At 61.9% G+C, this 17556-nt stretch carries 10 protein-coding genes, 1 tRNA gene and 1 pseudogene; 5 read left to right on the forward strand and 7 right to left on the reverse strand.

The annotated features are described in order from the left end of the window. Positions 1 to 19 precede the first annotated feature (19 nt). The 3 genes from B3M53_RS09040 to B3M53_RS09050 all read right to left on the reverse strand — a co-directional run bounded on the left by B3M53_RS09040 (position 20) and on the right by B3M53_RS09050 (position 7940). A complete protein-coding gene (locus B3M53_RS09040; RefSeq protein WP_286800094.1) occupies positions 20 to 6445 on the reverse strand; it encodes an Ig-like domain-containing protein in 6426 nt (2141 codons plus the stop codon). A gap of 178 nt (positions 6446 to 6623) precedes the next feature. Continuing rightward, a complete protein-coding gene (locus B3M53_RS09045; protein ID WP_286800095.1) occupies positions 6624 to 6926 on the reverse strand; it encodes a hypothetical protein in 303 nt (100 codons plus the stop codon). A gap of 51 nt (positions 6927 to 6977) precedes the next feature. Continuing rightward, positions 6978 to 7940: an ABC transporter ATP-binding protein gene (locus B3M53_RS09050; RefSeq protein WP_022701181.1), complete on the reverse strand. Its 963-nt coding sequence runs from the start codon at positions 7938 to 7940 to the stop codon at positions 6978 to 6980. Between the two features lie 173 nt (positions 7941 to 8113). On the opposite strand from B3M53_RS09050, the gene B3M53_RS09055 reads away from it, so the two are divergent. From B3M53_RS09055 to polA, 3 genes are all read left to right on the forward strand, one after another. Then, positions 8114 to 8317 carry a zinc-finger domain-containing protein gene (locus B3M53_RS09055; RefSeq protein ID WP_022701180.1) on the forward strand — a complete coding sequence of 68 codons (204 nt, stop codon included), beginning with the start codon at positions 8114 to 8116 and terminating at the stop codon, positions 8315 to 8317. Between the two features lie 95 nt (positions 8318 to 8412). Then, positions 8413 to 9939 carry an SLC13 family permease gene (locus B3M53_RS09060; RefSeq protein ID WP_286800097.1) on the forward strand — a complete coding sequence of 509 codons (1527 nt, stop codon included), beginning with the start codon at positions 8413 to 8415 and terminating at the stop codon, positions 9937 to 9939. Positions 9940 to 10020: 81 nt separating this feature from the next. Continuing rightward, positions 10021 to 12795 (forward strand): DNA polymerase I, encoded by a 2775-nt coding sequence (gene polA / locus B3M53_RS09065; protein ID WP_286800098.1) that lies wholly within the window; start codon positions 10021 to 10023, stop codon positions 12793 to 12795. On the opposite strand, the gene B3M53_RS09070 is transcribed toward polA, so the two are convergent. Both B3M53_RS09070 and B3M53_RS09075 read right to left on the reverse strand, forming a co-directional pair. Continuing rightward, positions 12792 to 13553 carry a 2OG-Fe(II) oxygenase gene (locus B3M53_RS09070; RefSeq protein WP_286800100.1) on the reverse strand — a complete coding sequence of 254 codons (762 nt, stop codon included), beginning with the start codon at positions 13551 to 13553 and terminating at the stop codon, positions 12792 to 12794. The genes polA and B3M53_RS09070 overlap by 4 nt on opposite strands. 61 nt (positions 13554 to 13614) lie before the next feature. Then, positions 13615 to 14283 (reverse strand): HAD-IB family phosphatase, encoded by a 669-nt coding sequence (locus tag B3M53_RS09075; protein WP_286800101.1) that lies wholly within the window; start codon positions 14281 to 14283, stop codon positions 13615 to 13617. Between the two features lie 138 nt (positions 14284 to 14421). Between B3M53_RS09075 and B3M53_RS09080 the strand changes: the two genes are divergently transcribed. Then, on the forward strand, positions 14422 to 15534 hold the full coding sequence (locus tag B3M53_RS09080) for a THUMP domain-containing class I SAM-dependent RNA methyltransferase (RefSeq protein WP_286800104.1): 1113 nt from the start codon (positions 14422 to 14424) through the stop codon (positions 15532 to 15534). A 4-nt stretch (positions 15535 to 15538) separates the two neighbouring features. Here B3M53_RS09080 and B3M53_RS09085 read toward each other — a convergent pair whose 3' ends face one another. Further along, complete coding sequence (locus B3M53_RS09085) at positions 15539 to 15958, reverse strand: response regulator (RefSeq protein WP_286800106.1); 420 nt, start codon at positions 15956 to 15958, stop codon at positions 15539 to 15541. Positions 15959 to 16155: 197 nt separating this feature from the next. Here B3M53_RS09085 and B3M53_RS09090 point away from each other — a divergent pair. Then, positions 16156 to 16232 (forward strand) — tRNA-Arg (locus B3M53_RS09090). A 541-nt stretch (positions 16233 to 16773) separates the two neighbouring features. Here the strand turns inward: B3M53_RS09090 and B3M53_RS14695 are convergent. Next, positions 16774 to 17553, reverse strand: a pseudogene (locus B3M53_RS14695) (recombinase family protein); the annotation flags it as partial. Positions 17554 to 17556: the final 3 nt, after the last annotated feature.

The raw sequence follows: 17556 nt of genomic DNA on the forward strand, positions 1-17556 counted from the left end.
CCTTGCCGCACGGCGATCATCACTGTCCCAGGCTGAGCGGGAAGCGCACATTGAAGCGGGCCGAGTTCGCCTCAAAATCAGATTGTCCGATACCTGACAAACCGACCGAGACCTGCACAATGGCCCCATTGGTCAAAATAGCGGAGACGCCGAGCTCGCCATCGGCGCGGAACTCTGACTCATCATCGGCGAACAACCCGCTTTCCGTCAGCAGATCCGCCGGCTGGTAATCCCAGACCGCCCTGACGCGCGAACTCAGCTCCCAACGGGCGCCATTGCTGCGCTCATGCCGCCAGATCAATTCAGGCCCGGCAGACAGGCGCCCCAGCTCGACGCTTTGGCCAGGGATAGAAATCCCCAGACTGTCGGCATACGCATCCTGGGTTTCTTCAAAGTGAGTGAGCGTGGCCTGCGGCCGCAGCATCCAGGGACCACGCGCGTACTCGCCGGTCAGATTGGCGCGCACCATCCAGCGATCCGTCTCGAACTCGTCTTCGTAAAGCCCCAGCGGATTGACGGTGTTTGAGCTTGTTCCATACATCGCCAGGCCATCAAAAATCACCCGGTCAGCCAGTCTCCAGACCATATAGGGCCCGGCCATCCAGCCTTCGCCGTCAACGCGCGCGCCGGCTATGGCGCCCGCCTCTTCAAAGACCTCCCGCGCGGTCTCATCCATCCAATCAAACTGGACCATGCCGCCAATCAGCAGATCGTCGGACAGAGCCCAGTCCGCGCCGAGCTGCGCCACGCCGAAATCACTCTCAGCGCGATCCCCGGCGCGATTATCGGTGACGCCTGAAATCTCCGCCGACAGCCACACATCAAGCCGTCCCTCGTCACGCATATGCGAAGGCATGCCCGGTGCATCTGCATGACGGGCCTTGGCCTGGTTGCGCGCCCCTGCGAGCGACGCCGTCAGGCTCATATTATACCGCCCGCGATCCATATCCGCGGAATAGAGCCCTGCTCCGGTTTCATCTCGCGCGCCCAGACGGGTCGACAGATCGGGCGCGGCATCAATGATGCGGTCGGCCCGTCGCAGCATGAAGTTGCGAATGGCGCGCTGGGTGGCGAGCCGGACCACATCCTCGTCACGCGCGTTTTCAAACGTGCAGACGAGGGTTTCACCCGGATCAAGATCAAGCCGCAGCACACCGTTTGTCAGATCCGCGGTGGAACCGCCATCCAGATCGCCGGCACAGCTGACCGCTTCCAGACGCCAGCCGGCCGGAGCGCTCTGGCGGACCTCGTATACGCCCTCATCGAGCTCGACTGACGCACTCTGCGCCTGCCCGTTCACCGTCGAGAGCTGCAAGCCGTCGAACGCGGAAACGCTTGAGGCATAGACAAAATCAGCATCGCCCGAAACGCCCGCCGGAGTCGTCGTGAGCAGCTGCACGGCGCCTTTGCGGGTCGTCAGCACCAGAGTGATCGGGAAGCGCGCCAGCACAATCTCTTCGAACGCCCGGGGTCCGGATGCGCCCGCAGACGCCGTTGACGCCGAACCGTCGATCGCTTCGCGCACAATGGTTACAGTCCCGGTATACGAGCCCGCATTGAGCGCCGCCGCCAGGTCATTCACCGCGACCGAGAAATCAATGTCAGACTGCGCCGGAATAACCCCTTCCAGAGGTGTCACGGTCAGCCAATCCACATCAACGCTGGCGCGGAACCGAACCAGCTCGGTGCCTGGATTGGTGACCCTGGCGGTCGCCGCGACGCCCACCGGGTCATTCTGATCGATATCAACTTCAACCTCGACCTCGACATCCTCCGCCACCGCTTGAAGGCTCAGATCTGAGGCCGCGCTCGCATTGCCCGCTTCATCGACAACGGCGCCCGCCGCCAGTGAAATTGCAACTTCACCATAGGTCTCTGGCGCAATGCGCACCGTATAGGTTCGGGCGCTCACCTGCGTCAGAGTCGACGCGGCGCCATTCTCGATGCTCAAAGCGCTGAGATCCGGTGTTGAGACCGCCTCGTTAAACGCCAGGGCCAGATCAAAGGGCCCGGTCACTTCGGGAGAGTCCGTCGTCAGCTGAGCGACCGGCGCCGTGTTGTCCAGTCTAACCGAAGATTCGTCCACGCCTGTCGGACCCTCGCCCTCAAACGCGATCCCGGACAAATCCTCAATCGTCGTTTGCGCCGAGACGGCCAACTGAACGTCGCCATCCAGATCCGCGAGTGCGCTGCCAGAAGCGGCCACCTGGTAAGTCGCGCCGGATCCGGAGACGGAGATTACTGCGCCCGCAACGCCGGACACTTCAAAGCTGGAAGCATCGACACCTGTTACGGCCTCGTTGAACTCAACGCTCCATCGCACCGTATCGGCATTGGTCACAAGACCTGTCTCGGCCATGATGCTGGTCAGGACAGGCGCGCTTTCATCCACGTCCAGAGATAAAGCATCAGACGCCAAATTCGCGTTGCCAAGGTCATCGGTCACCCTGTCGGCTGGCAGGCTGATGCTCAGCGACCCAGAGACCGGCGGCGTGATCTGGAGAGAGAACTCCGTTTCAGAGCGTGTCACAAGAGGTCCGCTCGTCGCGTTCACGATCACCAGATCCGACACCTCGAACCCGCTCACCGCCTCATCAAACGTGATGGATACTGTGAACGGTTCGAACACTTCGGTGACATCAGCGGCCAGCGTCGCGACTGGCCCTGCGTTATCCAGAAGGTAGCTTTCAGAGTTTGCAGGAGTGCGATTGGCGAGGGCGTTCCCCGCACTGTCTCGGATGATGGCGCCGTCACTCAGCTGAAGCGCGACAGCCCCGTTGTACTGCGCCAGGTCTCCGCCCGATGCGGTCACCTGATAGGCCGAGCCGGACCCGCTCACCGTCAGGGGCGCCAAAGCCGGTCCTGTTATGACGAAATCATCAACACCAACGCCAACGACCGATTCACTGAACTCCACAGACCAGCTCAGGTTGCCTGCGTTTGTTCGCGCCTCCAGAGGTGAACCGCGATTTATGGAGGCGATGAGCGGCGCGGTCGTATCTGTCTCAGCCACGTCATCGGTTGTGATCGTACCTGTTGCCGTAGCGTCGCCCAAAGTCGCATTGCCTGGATTGGACAAGGTGAGCACCAAAGTCTCGTTCGGCTCGATCACCGCATCGCCAGCAACCGTGACAGTAACCGTTTTGGTGGTCTCGGAAGGCGCAAAAGTCAGCGTTCCTGTCGCCGCCGTGTAGTCACTGGCGCTGAGCGCCGTGCCATCAGACGTCGCATAATCCACGGTGATGGTCTGAGGCGAAGCCGGCGCCAAAGTGACGGTGAAGTTCAGGTTTGATGTGCCTGTATTGCCTTCAACAACGCTTGCATCGCTGACGCTCAGCACAGGCTGGGAAACCGTCAAGCTGGCGGACGCCGTACCGGAATTTCCCAGATTGGAGGTCAGAGCTCCGGTTGTGTTCGAATACGTGTTCACGCTCGCTGAACTGACATCCACCTGCACGGTGCAGCTGGCGCCTGTATTCACAGATCCGCCCGAATAACTGACGGTTCCTGCGCCAGCCACAGCGGTCACACTGCCCCCTGTACATGTGGTGCTGGCGTTGGGGGGCGTGGATATAGCCAGCCCCGCTGACAGCGAATGGGAAAACGCCAAAGACGATGCAGAAACCAAACCAGCACTATTATCAATCGTGTAGGTGAGCGTTGACGCCTGCCCCACAAGCGACGTCGTGGGTGAGAACGCCATGGAGAATGCGGGCGGCGTGGCCGATTTGGTCACAGTTGCGGCGGCGGTCTGGTTGGTGACGTTACCCCCGGCATCCGTCAGCGTGGCGGTCAGAGTCAGGGTGCCATTTGCAAGCCCGGACACGTCAATCGTCACATCCTGAGTAGCGGTCGTGATGGCCGCAGTACCCGTCACCGTCGCGGCAGCGCCATCCGTCACCGTGTAGGCATAGGTGGTCCCCACCTCCGCCGTCGCGAAGCGGATATCTGTGGCTGCCTGATTTGTAGCGGTGATCAACGCGTCCTGCCACGCGATGCCGAACGCGGCGGGGGCGACACTATCCACGGTGTGAACCGATCCGGACGTGTAGGCGTTCGGCCCCGAATTGCCGGACGCATCCTGAATATCGGTCGCCGCATCCAGATCCAGGCGGATCGTGCCGGCGCCGGAAATTGAATTCACCGTGACGGTGACGCTGGTCCCGCTGGATGAAGAAACCGACGCGAGCGTACCTGCCGCCGACCCTGTCGTGGTCAGCGAGAAGTCGTCAGTCGTGATATTGGAGGCGGCTTCCGTAAAGGCGACGGTGAATGTCACGCTGGTCGCATTGCCGGCGGGAGACCCGACCAGCGTAATCGAATTGACCTGCGGCGCCTGCGCTTCCTTGGTCGTGGTGTCGGTGGCGGCGCTGCCGGCGTTACCCGCCGGATCGGTCAGCGTGACGGACAGGGTCAGCGTGCCGTCGGGCAAACCGGATACGTCAATGCCGGTGATCTGATCCGTCGCGGTGCTGATCGTGCCTGTATTAGAGACCGAGCCCGCCCCGCCGGACGAAGTGATGGTGTAGCTGTACCCAGCGCCCACTTCCGCACTCGCAAAAGTGAACGACGCCGCCCCCTGATTGCCAGAATTCACCGGATCCTGATCAAGCGTCACCGAATAGCCGGAAGGCGCGGTGTTATCGAGCGTGTAGGTTTCTTCCGATCCCGGCGTGGTGTTGCTGAGCGCATTGCCCGCCGTATCGGTGATGTCCTGGCCGCCTGCGAAACCAAGATCCACGGTTGCGTTCAGGCTCGCCATGTCGCCGCCGGAAATCGTGACGTCATAAATGAGCGCGGAAGCCGCACTCACGCCGATGGAAGCGCCGCTGGGTCCGCTGACACTGAAGTCCGCCGCCCCGACAGCGGTCACGGCTTCGGCGAACGTCACCCGGAATACGACACTGTCGGCGTTGGTGTTTTGACCCGCCGGAGTTTGCCGCACGATGGACGTGACCGTCGGCGCGGCGACGTCAATTGAGATGGCCAGACCGCTGGAGGCGGACGAAACATTGCCGGACGCATCTGTCGCTGTAGCGGTGATCGTGTGCGACCCCGAAGACAGAGCCCCGGAGGTAAATGTCCAGTTGCCGGAGCCGTCACTTGTGGTCACGCCCAGAGTCCCGTCAGCGGACGAGCTCACCGTCACTGTCGCATTGGCTTCCGAAGCTCCCGTGAAGGTCGGCGTGGTGTCGGATGTGAGATTGTCAGTGTCGCTCGCGCCGAGATCCGAGGCGGCGCTCATGTCCGGCGTCGAAGGCGCGGACGGAGCCGCGGCATCGATGGTGATGGAGAGTCCCGAAGACGCGGACGACACATTCCCCGCCGCGTCAGTTGCGGTCGCGGTGATCGTCTGAGCGCCGGCTGACAAAGCGCCGCCGGGCGTGAAACTCCAGTTACCCGCTCCATTCGCAGCCGTTGTGCCCAGCGAGCCGCTGGCTGACGAGCTGACGGTGATGGTCGCGTTCGCCTCTGACGTGCCTGTGAAGGTCGGCGTCGTATCGCTGGTCAGATTGTCCGTATTGCTGGTTCCCGTATCCGTCCCCGCCGTCATGTCCGGGGTGGAGGGGGCGCTGGGGGCGTCGCGGTCCACTGTATGCGTCGAGCCGGAGGTGAAGGCGGAAGGCCCGGAATTGGCGGACGCGTCAGCGATATTGGTGCCGCCGTTGAGGTCCAGCCGGATCACGCCCGTCCCGGAAATACTGTTGACGGTGACGCTGATCGGATCACCGCTGGAGGCGGAGACGCTGGTGATGGATCCGGTGGCGGAGCCCGACACCGTCGTCAGGGTGAAGTCATCGGTGCTGACATTGTTGGCCGTCTCGTCGAAATCGACAGAGAACGTCACGCTCGTCGCCCCTGCTGCGGGAGAGCCGGACACGGTGATTGATTGCACGGCGGGCGGCGTGGTGTCCGGCGCCACCGGAACACCAAAGGCGAAGGTGTCCAGCACGCCGGAATTAAACCCGGCGCTCGCCTGAATGATGACATGGTCGACGGAGTTGAAGCCCGAATCCGTCATCGTCAGCGTGCTGGCGCCGGTATAACTGTTGAAGGTGTCCCGGGCGACTTCTGTGCCTGAACTGTTATGGCCGGTGACGGTGATGTTCGTCGCGGCCCCCTGATTGTCATACCAGAAGGAATTGAAGTCGAAATTATCGCCGGAATAGTCGATTCTCAGAGTTTCATTCGGGGTGTCGTCAAATCCGAAAATTCCCGAGGTGCCGCCTTCGCCTCCGCTGCTGTCACTCGCGAAAGTCCCCCCGCTATAGGTGAAACTGAAGCTACTCTCTGAGTACGGATTTGCGATTGCCCCAGTCGAGCCAAAGCTGAACGTCACGGTCGTAGGCGAACCCAGATCCTGCGCCTGAGCCATCGCCACGCACGCCGCCGAGAACGCAGCGAGCACGACGCTGCGCGTTAAGGCCTTGATGAAATTAAACATATTCCCCCCGGAGCGTGCTGGCGACGCCATTCAACCTGATCCTGGCTGAGTTAACAAAGCCCTACACTACAGGAGAGCGCGACGACAAAAAATCCCCCGAGAGGGGATTTTTTTACAGTGAGTGATGATGGGGTGGGTGTGCATGTCCGTCAGGCGATCGCGCCGGACGGCCAAAATTCTAGTCTACGCCTAGATCGATATCGTCATCGCTGTCATCGCGACGCTGGCGCTGTTGCTCGAGCCCCATGCCGACCGCGACACCCGCACCCGCAGCGTCCTGTACGTCTTGCCCCGGTCGTGACTGGCGCATCAGGAACCGGTAAAGCACCACAGGAACGAGCACGGCCCCCGCAGCGAGAACCGCAAAGACGATCCAGCCGCCCAGACCGACCGGTTCGATCTGCAAGAGCACCGCCAGCAGAACGATCAAGATCGCGCCAGACAGGACCAGCGCCAGGAGTCGTGTGAAAAACCGCTTCATGGGTTCACGATAACGCGGTTAACGCCGCAAGGCTTCCGGTTTTTATGACGCTCAGGCGGTTTTCGCCTCATCCGCCTGATAGGTCAGCGCCAGGAAGACGTCTTCAAGGTCCGGCTCTTCAGTGCGCAAATCGGCGATCCGCGCGCCCGAGGCGCGATAGGTCTCGATCATGTCGGCCACAGACGCTTCGCCGAACTTGTAAGTGATGGCGAGCGAGCCGTCAGGGCGGATAATCGCGTCCTGCGCCTCGAACCCGGCCGGAATTGCAGCCAGCGGCTCCACCGGTTCGATCACCAGGGTTTTGGAATCCAGACGCTTGAGCAGGTCCGCCTTGGGCTCGCAGGCCACCACTTCACCGTGATTGACGATGGCGATCTGGTCGCACAACTCCTGCGCCTCTTCGAGATAGTGCGTGGTCAGAACGATGGTGACGCCCTGCTTGTTCAGCTCGAGCACATATTCCCAGAGCTGGCGGCGCAGCTCGATATCCACCCCGGCGGTGGGTTCGTCGAGCACCAGAACCGGCGGATTGTGCACCAGCGCCTTGCCCACCAGCAGACGGCGCTTCATCCCGCCTGACAGCTGGCGCACATAGGCGTCGCGCTTGTCGTCCAGCCCCAGCGCGGTGAGAATCTCCTGCGTGCGGCGCTCGGCTTTGGGCACGCCGTAAAAGCCCGCCATCAATTCCAGCGTCTCGGACGGCGTGAAGAACACGTCCATATTCAGCTCTTGCGGCACCACGCCGATGGCGGCGCGGGCGCGGCGCGGATCCTTGTCGATATCCACGCCCCAGATCTTCGCCGTGCCGGCGGATTTGGTCACAAGGCCTGCGAAGATATTGATGAAGGTGGATTTCCCCGCCCCGTTCGGCCCCAGCAGCCCGAAGATCGAGCCACGCGGAATCTGCAGGTCCACACCCTTGAGCGCCTCCTTGGCGGGCGACCCCTTGCCGCCGGGATAGGTCTTTTTCAGGCCATAGGCTTCAAGGGCGAATTCGGGTTGGCTCTCGGACATGGACGGGCTCATGATCTGCAAGCGAAGAGGGCGGGCCGCGCGTGCGCAATTGACGCCTGCACGCCGCGCGCCTTAAGACGGAGCGGACCCTAGCGGCGTGCGCGGGCCTCGTCCACGCCGCGTCGCTGTCCATCTTCTTTCACCGGACCCCTCTCAGACCGGCAGAGCACATCATGACCGACACCGCCAACGCCTCCTCCCTGCCCGCCCCCGAAGTGATCGTGGTCGACCAGAAACGCGTCATGTGCGATGGCGGCGGCGGCGCGCTGGGCCATCCCCGCGTCTGGTATGATATGGGTGAAGACGACTTCGTCGAATGCGGCTATTGCGACCGCCGCTTCGTGCTGCGCGGCTCGAAATCCGACCCCAAGGCGTAAGCCTCACCGGCAAATGTCATTGAATTATTCCGGTTTCGATTGATCCCGGAAACGCTGTCCCTATACCTGTTTGAAACAACAGACGGGGGAGCATGATGAGCCAGCCGAATGCGTCGGCGATGCGTCAGCGCATCGGATTGATCACGGGATTGGTGCTCGCGGTCGGGCTGCAATTCCTGCCCGTGCCGGAAACCCTGGACCGCTCCGCCTGGCTGCTGGCCTCCCTCGCCTTGATGATGGCGTGCTGGTGGGCGACCGAAGCCATTCCCATCGCCGCCACCGCGCTCGTCCCGCTCGCCGTGTTCCCTGTGGTCGGCATCCTCAGCATGCGGGCCGCCTCCGCGCCCTATGCCGATCCCATCGTCATGCTGCTTCTGGGCGGCTTCATCGTGGCGCTCGCGATCGAGCGGTGGAATCTGCACACCCGGATCGCGCTCAATATCGTGGCCGCCTTCGGCTCGCGCCCAGCCTTGATGATGCTGGGCTTCATGACCGCGACCGCGGTGCTCTCCATGTGGATCTCCAACACCGCGACCACTCTGATGATGATCCCCATCGCGTTGAAAGTCGCCGATGCGCTGAAAGACGAAGGCGTGGACGCAAGTCAGTTTGCGCCGGCCCTGGCGCTGGCCGTCGCCTATTCGGCGTCTGTGGGCGGCATCGCCACGCCGGTGGGCACGCCGACAAATCTGATCGCCATGGGCTTCATGCAGCGCGAATACGGCGCGGTGATCAGCTTTCCCCAATGGATGATGATCGGCTTACCCGCCGCCGCGCTGATCATCCCCACCATGTGGCTGATCCTGACCAAATGGGTGTTCAAGGTGGATGGCCACGCCCCCAACGAGGCGGGCCGCGAGATCATCTTGGCGCACAAGGCCGAACTCGGGTCCATGACCACGCCCGAGTTTCGCGTGGCGTTGGCGTTCGGCACGGTCGCGCTGTTGTGGATGGGCCGGACCCTGCCCGGCTTCCTGATCGGCCAGCCCGACCTCACCTTTGGCTGGAACCCGCTTCTGGCCTGGATCAGCGCCCAGCTTGAGCTGCCCATCGTCCTCAGCCTCGGCAATGCGCAGATCGCCATGGCGGGCGCCCTCGCCATGTTCCTGATCCCGGCGGGCGGCAAGGTCGGCCAAGGTCAGGCGCTGATGGATTGGGAGACCGCCAAGCGCATTCCCTGGGAAGTGATCTTGCTGTTCGGCGGCGGGTTGTCGCTGGCCGCGGCCATTCAGGCGACCGGACTCGCCGGCTGGATCGGCGGGCATCTGAACTGGGTCTCCACCCTGCCCCTGCCGCTGACCGTGCTGATCCTCGCCTTCATCGTGGTGTTCCTGACCGAGCTGACCTCCAACGTCGCCACCGTATCGGGCTTCCTGCCGGTGCTGGGCGCGGTCGCCGTCTCCGCCGGCGTGCCGCCGGAACATCTGATCGTGCCGGTGGCCCTGTCGGCCAGCTGCGCCTTCATGCTGCCGGTCGCCACAGCGCCCAACGCCATCGTCTACGCCTCGGGCGCCGCCAGCATGACCCAGATGATCAAGGCCGGCTTCCGCATCAACCTGGTCGCCGCGCCACTGATTGCGCTGGTGAGCAGCCTGATTAGTGGGGTGGCGTTTCCGGGTTAGGGGTGGGGCTTCTGATTGCCCCCTCTCGCGACGCCGCATAGGGTGGCGCTCCCTCGCCCAATTGCCGCCGGAGCGCTAGTCATGGCCGTTACTCGTCCTGTTGATTCATCCAGCCATGTCTATCTGGTGGACGGGTCGGGTTATATCTTCCGCGCCTATCACGCCCTGCCGCCGCTGACCCGGTCAGACGGCACGCCCGTAGGCGCGGTTCAGGGCTTCTGCAACATGCTGTGGAAGCTGCTGGAAGATCTGAAGGGCGAGGACCAACCGACGCACCTCGCAGTGATATTCGACCATTCATCAAAGACCTTCCGCAACGAGCTTTACGACCAGTACAAGGCGAACCGGCCGGAGCCGCCCGAAGACCTGGTGCCGCAGTTCAAGCTGATCCGCGAAGCCACCCAGGCGTTCGAGCTGCCCTGCATCGAGATGGAAGGGTTTGAGGCCGACGATCTGATCGCGACCTATGCCCGGCTCGCCGCCGAGAAGGGCGCGCGCGTCACCGTGGCCAGCTCTGACAAGGATCTGATGCAACTGGTCAATGACCAGGTGACCATGCTCGATCCGATGAAGTCCAAGCGCATCGGCCATGACGAGGTGGTCGAGAAGTTCGGCGTCGCGCCGAACCGCGTCATCGACGTGCAATCGCTGGCGGGGGACAGCGTCGACAATGTGCCCGGCGTTCCCGGCATCGGCATCAAGACCGCCGCTCAGCTGATCAATGAGTATGGCGATCTGGAATCGCTGCTCGCGCGCGCCGAAGAGATCAAACAGCCCAAGCGCCGCGAAAAACTGATCGAGCATGCCGATGACGCCCGCATTTCGCTGAAACTCGTCACCTTGGAGCCTAACGTTCCGATTACGGAAGAGTTGGACGTGTTCGGGGCCGCAGACCCGGATGCGGAGAAGCTCGTCGACTTTCTGAAATCCATGGAGTTCCGCACCCTGACCCGCCGGGTCGAGGAAGGGCTGGGCGGCCCGGTCGCTGATGAAACCGGCGACGCCACTGCGCCCATCGATCGTTCCAAATACGAAACCGTCCAGACCGTCGAGGCGCTGGAGCGCTGGATCGATAAATCCAAGGCCGCCCGCGTCATCGCTGTCGATGTGGAGACCGACGCGCTCTCCGCTGTCGCGTCGCGCCTGGTGGGCGTGTCGCTCGCCACCGCCCCGGGTGAAGCGTGCTACATCCCGCTCGGCCATGAAGGCGGCGATCTGGCGGATGGCGGCGGCAAGCCCGAGCAGATCGATGAGGGCGAGGCGCTTGGGCGGCTCAAGGCGATCCTGGAGAACGACGCCATCCTGAAGGTTGGTCAGAATTTCAAATATGATCTGGCGGTATTCCAGCGCTATGGCGTGCGTGTGGCGCCCTATGACGACACCATGCTGATCAGTTATGTGCAGGCGGCGGGCCTTCATAATCACGGCATGGACGAGCTGTCAGAGCGCTATCTCGGCCATAAATGCATCTCGTTCAAAGAGGTGTGCGGGTCTGGCAAATCCCAGAAACGCTTCTCTGAAATTGATCTCAAGACCGCCACCGAATATGCCGCCGAGGATGCAGACGTGACGCTGCGCCTGTGGGAGCTGCTCAAGGCCGGGCTCGCGGGCAAGGGCCTGTCCACCGTCTATGAAACGCTTGAACGTCCATTGCCGCAGGTTCTGACCGATATGGAACTGGCGGGCGTGAAAGTGGACGTGGCCCAGTTGTCTCGCCTGTCATCGGACTTCGCACAGAAAATGGCCGAGGCCGAAGAGACGGCACACGGTCTGGCGGGCCACAAATTCAATCTGGGCAGCCCCAAGCAGATCGGCGAAATCCTGTTTGGAGAAATGGGCCTGCCCGGCGGCAAGAAAACCAAATCCGGCGCCTGGTCGACGGACGCCGCCGTGCTCGATGAGCTGGCAGAGCAAGGCCATGACCTGCCCAAGGCGCTTCTGACCTGGCGGCAATTTTCAAAGCTCAAATCCACTTATTCAGACGCCCTCAAAGAGGCGATCAATCCCAATACAGGCCGGGTTCACACCGGCTTCTCGCTGGCCGCGACCACCACGGGACGTCTGTCGAGCTCGGAGCCGAACCTTCAGAACATCCCTATACGGACCGAAGAAGGTCGCAAGATCCGTGAAGCCTTCACCGCCGAGCCCGGCCATGTGATCGTCGCGGCGGACTATTCCCAGATCGAATTGCGGCTTCTCGCCCATATCGCCGATGTGGAAGCGCTGAAGCAGGCCTTCCGCGAGGGCCAGGACATTCACGCCCTGACGGCGTCGGAAATGTTCGGCGTGCCGCTCGAAGACATGGACCCGACCACGCGCCGCAACGCCAAGGCGATCAATTTCGGGATCATCTACGGCATTTCCGCCTTTGGCCTCGCCAACAATCTCGGCATCGGGCGCGATGAGGCGAAAGCCTATATCGATAGCTATTTCAAGAAATTCCCCGGCATCAAGGCCTATATGGACGCCATGAAGGAAGAGGCGAAAGCCAAGGGCTGCGTCTCCACCATCTTTGGCCGCCGCATCCATCTGCCCGGCATCAGGGACAAGAACCCGTCCGTCCGTCAGTTTACGGAACGTCAGGCGATCAACGCGCCCATTCAGGGCGCCGCCGCCGATATCATCCGCCGCGCCATGGTGCGCATGCCCGATGCGCTGGCCAATGCGGGCCTGAAAACCCGCATGCTGCTGCAAGTGCATGATGAACTGGTGTTTGAAGCGCCAGAGAGCGAAGCGGATCAGGTGATCAAGCTGGTCACCGAGGTGATGATGGGCGCCGCCGCGCCCGCGCAATCCCTATCCGTGCCGCTCGAGGTCGAAGCCAAGGCCGCCAGCACCTGGGGCCAGGCGCACTAGCGCAGCGGATCGAGGGCGCCGCCCACGCTGGCGTTCACGCGGAACCAGCCCGGAATGGCGTAGCGGGTCGCGTGGGACAGGCGCACCTCGTGCGGGATGGCTTCTGACAGCATCAGCACCAGACCGCCGCCTTCAGGCTGAAGCTCCGCCACGGGCGGAACGTCATCCAGCTGGCTCATATCCGGTCGTCCGTATGCGTCCAGCGGCGCGCTCTCCCACAAAGCGAGCTGACCACCATCAGCGTCCGACCAGTCGGAGTTGAGATACGCCACCAAAGAAACGACGCGACTGCGCTCGGCGCGCCGCCCGGACAGCTTGCCCGCGCTGGCGCTCGGTAAGGTGAAGGCGTCCATGTGACGGGCGTAGAAGCCGCCGGGCGGATAGACTGCGAAATGCGCCTCGAACTCGAACAGGCCCAGAAACAGGCGGCGGTTCATCGCGACACGCAGGGCGTCCGCCCCGGCCATGAAGCGCTGCTGGGCCGGGCTGGCGCCATCGAGCCAGGCGATGCGGGTCTTGCGAATGGACAGCGCGCGGGTCTCGTTCTGCGCCCGCCCGACCCGGCCCATATGGGTTTCGCCGGCCTGTTCCAATTCTTCGGCTTCAGTTCGCAAGGCCGCGACCAGTTCCGGATCAAGCGCGCCGGGCGCATGGGCCCAGCCACGCGCTTCCAGATCCGCGATCAGGGATGCGGTCAGATTGTCAGAAAAGAACGGCTGCGGGCAGACATCCATGTCCACGAAAGCGTCTCCGGCCAAAGGGTGCGCGCTTTTGAACCCGGCGCACCGCTTTGGCAAGACAAATCGCGACAGCCCGGCCTCAGCCCAGGATCATCTTTCGCAAAGCGTCGACGCTGTCGGCGAAGGCCGGCGCCTTGGCCCGCACCGGCGCGCGCGCCGTCACGCCGCCAAACCCGATAAAGCTGTCCGCCGCGCCCTTTTCGAACGCTTCGTAATCGGTCATGCCGTCGCCGATCATGATCGCCAGCGGCTTGCCGGTCAGGGTCTTGAGAGACGCCACGACCGGCGCTTTGCCTCCTGAGCGGGACAATGGATTCTGACGGTCAAAGCCGGTGACCGCCTCGCCGTCAAAGACAAAGCGATTGGCTCGCATTTCGCCCTTGTCAAAACCCAGATCGATTAAAGCCGGCTCTACAAGGTCCTGAAACCCGCCCGAGACCGCCGCCACGTCATTGCCGCGAGACCGCAACCGCTCGATCAGGTCAGCCATGCCATCGGTCAGCTGACTGCGCAGGATGTCACGCGCGGTCTCGACTGCATCTCGGGTCAGCCCGGCGATGGCCAGACGCTCCTCCAGCGAGCGCCGGAAATCGAGCTTTCCCGACATGCCCTGATCGGTCAGCGCCTTCAGGCGCGCGGTCCGCTCAGCCCCATCCGGCGCCTGGGACAAAGCATGCTCGACCGCAAAGTCGAGGCTTTCGACTTTCAACAGTGTGGAATCCACATCGAAGACGATTAGCCGGCTCATCAGGTCCTCATGCTTGCTGGGCCGTGCATGTAGGGCAAGCCCACCCGCCTTGGCTATAGTCTCATGCAACACAATGGTGGATGAACACGGCGCAATCCCATCGCATCGCATCCCCACATGGCCTATGAAGGCCCCATCATGACACAAGAACGCTTTGACATCTTCCTCACCTGCCCGCCCGGCCTTGAGTCCGCCCTCGCCAGCGAGTTGGCGGAAAACGGCTTCGCCAAATGCCGCCCCGGACAGGGCGGCGTCACCATCAAGGGCGGGTGGAGCGATGTCTGGCGCGCCAATCTGCAAACGCGTGGCGCAACGCGGGTTCTGGCGGTCGTGGACCAGTTCAAGACCCAGCACCTGAACCAGCTTGGGCAACACGCCCGGCAGACACCGTGGCAGACACTCTTTCATCCCGGTACGCCGGTGAAGGTGGAGGCGACCTGCCGCAAGTCGCGCATCTATCATGACGGCGCCGCCGCGGAACGCGTCAGCGACGCCATCGCCCGCACGGCGCTGGCCGACATCACCGATGACGCGGACATCACCGTGCGCGTCCGGATTGATCATGATGAGGTTACGCTCAGCCTCGACACGTCCGGGGAGCCGCTGCACAAGCGCGGCTATAAGGAGGCGGTGGCCAAGGCCCCCTTGCGCGAAACCCTCGCCGCTCTGGTGTTGCGCGAGATGGGATATGACGGTCGCGCGCCGCTGCTTGATCCCATGTGCGGGTCGGGCACGTTCGTGATCGAAGCGGCCCAGCTGGCGGCCGGACTGGCGCCCGGGCGCGCCCGCAGTTTTGCATTCGAGCGCTTGGCCAATTTTGATCGCGACGCCTTCATGGCCCTGCGCAATCGGCCGCCCCATGCCCGCTCGGATATCGCTTGCCTGGGATTTGACCGCGATCCGGGCGCGATCCGGATGAGCATGGAGAACGCCGAGCGCGCCGACGTTTCAGACCGTACGCAATTTGCGCAAAGCGCGCTCAAGGATCTCGCCCGCCCGGAGGGCGCGCCGGGCTGGGTGGTGACCAATCCACCCTATGGCGCGCGGATCGGCGACAAGTCCGCCGTGTTCAGCGTCTACAAGACTTTCGGAGAGGTGATGCGCGAGCGCTTCAGCGGTTGGCGGGCGGCGCTGATCACCACCGATGACAAGATGGCGAAGGCTACCGGGCTCGCTTTTGAACAGACCAGCGCGCCTATTGATCATGGCGGTCTGAAAATTCGGCTTTATGTGACGGGACCGCTGAAATAGCGCCTTATTGCGCGGCGTAAACCGACCGCGCCAGTGCGCTGGAGACGATAGGGCGCAAGGCCTGCGCCAGGGCCTCATATCCGCTGGCGGAAGACGGTTTCTGGATCAGGCAGGCCACATTTGAAAACGTATCCAGCTCTGGATGCTGGGATCGGTCCCCGCTGAATACGATGACCGGTATGTCCTTCAGCGTCGCCTGATCGAGCATCCACTCGATCAGGGTCGCGCCCGACCCGTCCGCCAGCTTGAGGTCCACCATCACACAGGCGATGTCCGCCGTCTCCACCAGGCGCGCTTGCGCTTCTTGAATGCCGGAGACGGCCAGAAGCTCTCCCCCATAGGGCAGATCTGACAGATGCCGCTGGACGAGAAACGCATCCTGCGGATCATCCTCTACGAGCAGGATACGAGGCGTGAAAGACATGTTCATCACCCCTGATTGCTGACCCGGAACGGGTTAAAGAGGACAATACCCGTATTGCGTGCATGAGATTTTGCCAGAGTCAACATTTGATTAATATATGGAAATCGGATTCACTTGACGGGCTCAACCAAGAGCCTTGCGCGCTGCGCTGTCGAGATTGAACTCGAGCGAATAGCAAGCTACACACACGGCGGTCCGCACCCATAGCTCAGCTGGATAGAGCGCTGCCCTCCGAAGGCAGAGGTCTCAGGTTCGAATCCTGATGGGTGCGCCATTTTACAATCACCCCCATCGAGACCGCCTAACACCTTGAACGGTAAGGCTAAATCTGGGGTTCGAAGTCCATTTTCCCGATCATACGTAATGCCTGCTGGAAACACCATTTTCAGCACCAATTTGCGCACCGCTAAAGTGCCATTTGTCCATATTTCATAGGGGTTTGCGAGGAATTGGCAGGCGAGTTCGAACATCTCCTCGAAGGTGTGCGGTTTTTGGCCTACACGATTGGTCTGTTCCCGAAGCAATAGCTTATCTTTTTCGAATCCTTCGATCTTCGCCTCATATGCCGCGATCACGCGTGAAGAGTTTGAATCTACGATCCGGTCGAGGAGTTGATCGATCTTCTTGTCGAGTTCCTTGATACGCGCTTGAGCTTCTTTCGCCCGCGATTGTTCTTGATCGACACGACCATCCCAGAGGTCTTTCAGCATCGCTCTCGCAAGCTCAAAAAGGCTCTTAGCAGGCGTAACGCTTGCGAGCGCCGCTTCGACCTCCCCTTCGATCGCATCGCGTCTGATAGACTTTCTGTGGCTCCCGCAATCACGATTATAGCAGAGATAATACGGATGCTTTGTTCCGGTCTTGCTCGTGGACCACGCCGCCGTCAGAGGGTGATCGCAATCACCGCACAACGCGGCCCCGCGAAGCGGAAAGTCTTCCCGCATATCTTTACGGATAATTTGACGATCAGGATTCGCTAGTCGTTTTTGAATCCTCTCGAAGGTCGAGACAGAGACCAATGCTTCGTGACGGCCTTCACGCATCGCAATCCCCCACTTTGGAATTGAGATCAGACCGGCATAAAGCGGCTGAGTGAGTAGGTCGTTCACACGCTGATTACGCATAAATCCGCCCGGCAAATCTTTAGGGAAAAGGGGCTGGGCTTCGAGATAGCGCTTCACTTCCGCTTGTGTACCGAAGCGGCCAGACGCAAAGCCTTCAAGAGCTTCTTGCACGATCGAGGCGAGAGGCTCATCGCGAACCAAAACCTTGCCTTCGTTGGAGCGTTCAAAGCGATAGCCTTTAGGCGCTGCAAACACCCAGTAACCGTTCATGGCCCGAGCGCGCATACGGTTCGTGGTTTGCTCTGCGTTCTTTTGTCTTTGGTGTTGCGACACCGAGGCCAGAAGGTTTTCCACCAGCACCGAATCTGAGTCCTCCCCAAATTCGATCGAAGGGCTTTCCAACCGGCCTCCCGCGCCACCGATTGCCGTTCTCAATCGAATATGCGCGTCCAGCCCCCGTGCGAGACGCGACACATCGTCGATGATGACAACCGGATTTTCTGCATGGTGTTCTTTGAGCCAGTCCAGCATCTC

The sequence above is a fragment of the Oceanicaulis sp. UBA2681 genome, assembly GCF_002354675.1.
Taxonomy (GTDB): Bacteria; Pseudomonadota; Alphaproteobacteria; order Caulobacterales; family Maricaulaceae; genus Oceanicaulis; species Oceanicaulis alexandrii.